This window comes from Propionivibrio sp. (assembly GCF_016790145.1).
Lineage (GTDB): Bacteria > Pseudomonadota > Gammaproteobacteria > Burkholderiales > Rhodocyclaceae > Propionivibrio.
Genome location: NZ_JAEUOI010000151.1, coordinates 1 through 4551, shown reverse-complemented (window position 1 = coordinate 4551; position 4551 = coordinate 1). Strand labels below are relative to the sequence as shown.

3 protein-coding genes and 1 pseudogene are annotated in these 4551 nt (G+C 58.7%); 1 reads left to right on the top strand and 3 read right to left on the bottom strand.

Going from position 1 to position 4551, the window contains the following annotated elements; all coding sequences use genetic code 11:
- Both JNM42_RS12450 and urtB read right to left on the bottom strand, forming a co-directional pair.
- Window positions 1-237 (bottom strand): annotated as a pseudogene (locus JNM42_RS12450) (urea ABC transporter permease subunit UrtC); the annotation flags it as partial.
- A 186-nt stretch (window positions 238-423) separates the two neighbouring features.
- Complete coding sequence (gene urtB, locus JNM42_RS12445; protein ID WP_294270257.1) at window positions 424-2001, bottom strand: urea ABC transporter permease subunit UrtB; 1578 nt, start codon at window positions 1999-2001, stop codon at window positions 424-426.
- Window positions 2002-2460: 459 nt separating this feature from the next.
- Here urtB and JNM42_RS12440 point away from each other — a divergent pair, with 459 nt between their 5' ends.
- Window positions 2461-3180 (top strand): PEP-CTERM sorting domain-containing protein, encoded by a 720-nt coding sequence (locus JNM42_RS12440; protein ID WP_294270254.1) that lies wholly within the window; start codon window positions 2461-2463, stop codon window positions 3178-3180.
- Between the two features lie 300 nt (window positions 3181-3480).
- Here the strand turns inward: JNM42_RS12440 and JNM42_RS12435 are convergent, their stop codons facing one another.
- Entirely contained in the window at window positions 3481-4320 is an 840-nt protein-coding gene (locus tag JNM42_RS12435) for a lytic transglycosylase domain-containing protein (RefSeq protein ID WP_294270251.1), read from the bottom strand.
- Window positions 4321-4551 lie beyond the last annotated feature (231 nt).

Genomic DNA, 4551 nt, shown 5'->3' with positions numbered 1-4551 from the left:
CGACAGGATGCCGCCGTAACCCCAGATCAGATCCATGGCGACGGCGACAATGGCATAACACATGATCTTGCCGAACAGCGTGATGGCGTAAGCCGAGACGTGGAAGGCGCTTTCCGGCGGCACCGCGAGATGCAGCAGCGGCAGAAGGATCAGCGCAATGGCCAGAAAGACGCCCAGCGCCAGCCAGCTCTTGCGATCGAGCGCCGAGAGCAGGCGAAGGGTAAGCGGCTTACGCATGAGCAATCCGATGCACCAGTTCTTCCCCCCCCTGACAAGGGGGGCCGGGGGGGTTAGCAGCAGTTGATGAAATAACAGAAAGACTTCCAACCCTCACCCCCCTCCTCATGCCGCAAGGAGATTTTCTGCGCCGCATCAGTGAGCAGGGCGGTGGCATCTGAATGAAGTTTGTCATGACGATCACCCTTACTCGACGGCGCGGCCCTTGAGGGCGAAGATGCCCTGCGGTCGCTTTTGAATGAAGATGATGATGAAGACAAGAACGGCAATCTTGGCGATCACCGCGCCGGCCCAGCCCTCGAGCAGCTTGGTAAAGATGCCCAGGCCGAGCGCGGCCCACACCGCACCGGCCAGTTGCCCGACGCCGCCGACGACGACGACCATGAAGGAATCGACGATGTAGCCCTGGCCCATGTCCGGTCCGACATTGGAAATCTGCGACAAGGCCAGGCCGCCGAGGCCGGCGATGCCGGCGCCGAGTGCGAAGGCCATGGTGTCGATGCGCGCCGTCGGTACGCCGACGCAGCCGGCCATGGCGCGGTTCTGCGTCACCGCACGGACGAACATGCCGAGCCGTGTCTTGTTCATCAGCACCCAGACCAGCAGCAGCACGAACAGCGCGAAACCGATGATGATGATGCGGTTCCACGGCAGGAGCAGGTTGGGCATCAGCTCAATGCCGCCGGACATCCAGCTCGGGTTGGCGACTTCGACGTTCTGCGCGCCGAAGACAATACGCGCCGCCTGGATCAGCATAAGCGACAGGCCCCAGGTGGCGAGCAGCGTTTCCAGCGCACGTCCATACAGCCAGTGAATGACCGTGCGTTCCATGATCACGCCGACCAGTGCTGCGGCGAAGAAGGCGACGGGGATGGCGGCCGGCAGGTACCAGTCAATCGCTTCCGGGAAATAGTTGCGAAAAACGCTCTGCACGGCATAGGCCGAGTAGGCGCCGATCATCAGCAGTTCGCCGTGCGCCATGTTGATGACGCCCATCACGCCGTACGTGATGGCCAAGCCGAGTGCGGCGAGCAGCAGGATGCTGCCGAGCGACAGCCCGGAAAAAACCCGTCCCAGGTTCTCGGTCAGCGCCAGCCGGCCGTCGATCGACTTGACCGCCGAAATGGCCGCGAAGCGCACCTTGTTGTCCGCTTCCTTCGCCTGGTCGGTGAGCGGCAGCAGCACGCTCCTGATCGTTGGCGACGAGGTTTCGGCGAGCGCCTTGACCGCCGCCAGCCGCGCCGCCGGGTCGGCGTTACCCAGATTGGCCTGGGCGTACGCCAGTTTGAGCAAAGCCTTGATCCGGGCGTCTGTTTCCTTTTCCAGCGCGCGCGCCAGCAGCGGCGCCATTTCCGGACTGACCTTGCTTTGCAGCTTTTGCGCCGAAGCCAGCCGCACACGCGGGTCCTCGTCGAACAGCTTGAGCGCGGCCAGCGCACTCGCCAGTTCGCCGCGAATCCGGTTGTTGACGGTGACCGACTCGGGGTTGTCCGGTGTCTTGATGGCGCTGCCGGTGGCGGCGTCGAAGGCCTTGTCGCCATCGACAATGACGACCCTGTCGCCGGCCAGGAAGAGTGTGTCCTCGGCCATGGCCTTGAGCACGCGCACCGCATCGGGATCGGCGGTCTGCGTCAGTTGCTGGATGGCGGCCACCTTGTCGCTCGAATCCTCGGCCGCCAGGCGGCGAACCTGCACCGCATCAAGCGCCGCGTGCGCCGGCAGGCAACAGGCGTACAACAGAAATAGGAGCAAGGATCGGGTCATGAAGGGTTCGTCCGCAGTTGGTGCAGTGCAGCGACAGAGTAAGGACTGGCCCGGAAATGAGGAATACGTTGAATTGCGTAGGGTGAAGTGGAGCCGTTTGTGCCTGACGGTTAAGGAGTGCTTCCGGTAGATTGAATCAGGGCTATCGATCTTGAAATGACAGCCACGGCCTCTCTGCCGAAGAAAGACATATCAGCACAAGCGGATTTAGGCACGGCTGCTCGGCCTTACTGAAACGGGATATCCGGCGGAGATAATTTCAGCGATCGACAACGTGGACGCATTCAACCTGGCGCTTCGGGAATAGTCCGAAAGTACTATTGACTGACAGTAAACCTGGGGAGAGAATCCTGACGGCAGGCGGCGGTTTCAGTTTCATAGTCTAAGTGCCACAAGTTGATGAGGGTGCTTCAAGACTTCGAAGGATTCTAACCTGCTTAAATTGAAAGGATCAAAACCATGAAAAAGCAATTTTTTCTTCTGGTTCTCGCTGGGTTCCTGCTACAAGTGAGTGCAGCCTACGCCGACCCCTATTCCGACTCCTACAACCAAGACCCCGGCCCTGGCTACGCGACCCCTTTTCCCGGCTGCTGCCGTTGGATCCCCGACAACATTGGCTGGTATTGGACACCGCAGCAAAACGTCTCACTCACCGCAGTGGAAACTATCTTGGTCGGACTACTGAACGGCATCAACAACAACTTCGATTTGACGGTGACGGTGTACACCGACCGTCCCGCAGTGGGCGGAAATGTCTTGGCTAGTTCAACCTTCATCCCGGGCGATTTCTATGCGCCCGATCCGCCCTGGCATAGCAAGCCCTTCGATACACCGATCATTGTGAATGCCGGAACGCCTTATTTTGTGGGCTTCTCCGGTTGGTTGAAGTCGGCGGTGCCCGATGACACCTATCGAGGCGGAATCAACTTTGCGCTCGACCCGAAGACCATGCCCAATTTCTTGCCGCCGCCAGGCGCACGCATTCTGGGCCAAGCCTACTTTAACGACAAGTTCGCCGATTTGCTCGGAAACACCAATAGTGCTATGGCGGCTCCAGTGATCAGGTTCGTTGGCAACACGATCACCGCAGTCCCCGAACCCGAGACCTATGCCTTGATGTTGGCCGGTCTTGGCCTCGTCGGAGCGGTCGCTCATCGTCGGAGAGCCAAGCAAGTTTGATTGAAAGGTAACTTCGAGTTACACAACGGGAACTTATGCTCCCGTTTCAAATGAGCTGGATGATTGCAATCACTATGAAGCAGGCATTCATTCTGCGTCTGAAGGGCAGGCCATTTCTATTCGCTCCACGTTGCCCAGAGGCAGGCTTAATTTTCTCCGATGCCTGAATTTCCAGGGGGTACAGGTTCAAAGCCTTTCGAAAACCCGTCGTGCCTAGGCCAAGACACTACACATCTTCGCTATCGTCCTGGAAAAAATGGAAGGAGATCACATGGATGAAATCCATAGCAATTCCTTTGATCACTCTCTCGTTCTTCCTGCAGCCGAGGCCATCCCCGAGAAATTGAGCACGCGCCTCACGTAGTGCTGGGTTTCGGGGAAGGGCGGAATGCCGCCATAACGATCGACGTTGCCCTCGCCGGCATTGTAGGCTGCGGCGACCAGCTTCAGGTTTCCGTCAAAACGGTTCTGCAACCACTTCAGGTAGGCCAGACCGCCTTTGATGTTCTGTTCCGGATCGAAGGGTTTCTCGACACCAAAGCGTTCCTGGGTATCGGGGATCAGTTGCATGACGCCCTGGGCGTTTTTTGGCGAAACGGCGTTGGCATCGAGGTTCGATTCGGCGAGGGCAATGGCCAGCGCCAAACGCGCGTCGACACCGTAATGCGGTGCTATCTTGCGGATCAGCGCGGCCAGGTTGCGCCTGGCCGGTGACAGTCCGGCAATATAGCCCTCAATATCGAACTTCGGTTGCCCGCCTTGTCCATGGAGATTGCTGCAAATCAGGTCGATATTGGCATTCTTGACCAGCGGGTCGTGCAGCATCCGCGCTTTCTGGTGGCCCAGACGGGCCGCAAGTGCAAGATAGGCATTGGCCAGACGCGGATTGCGCAGCTTGGGCGGCCCCTTGAGCAGCAGGCGTCCGATGCGGAAGAACCCCTCCGAGCTGCCCATGGACCCGGCGTCGCAATAAAGTTCGATGGCCAGGCCGGAGTTCTGCCGGATACCGATGCCGCGTTCTGCCGCCAGTCCCTGCGCCAGCGCGGCGACAACGCGCGGGGCTTCGAGGTAAGTCTCGGCTTGCGCGCTCGAACCCGGCATAAAAGCCAGGAGCAGCAGTGTTTGGATGAGTCGCTTCATTGCGGCAATGCCAATGGACGGTGGAGAAGTCTGATGGCAAATTGATTGCAGGGCAAGCGCATGCGCAGCAAGATCGAACCAGCAATAAAACGCGCTTTGTTCACCCCAAATCGCTGTAACCAGCACAGGGCAAGGTTTTGCTCGTTTTTTGCATTTCATATGTAGCCATACATAAGCGAATATATAGCTTGATATAATTGGTTACATTGATTAATATGTAGCCATGGCAGC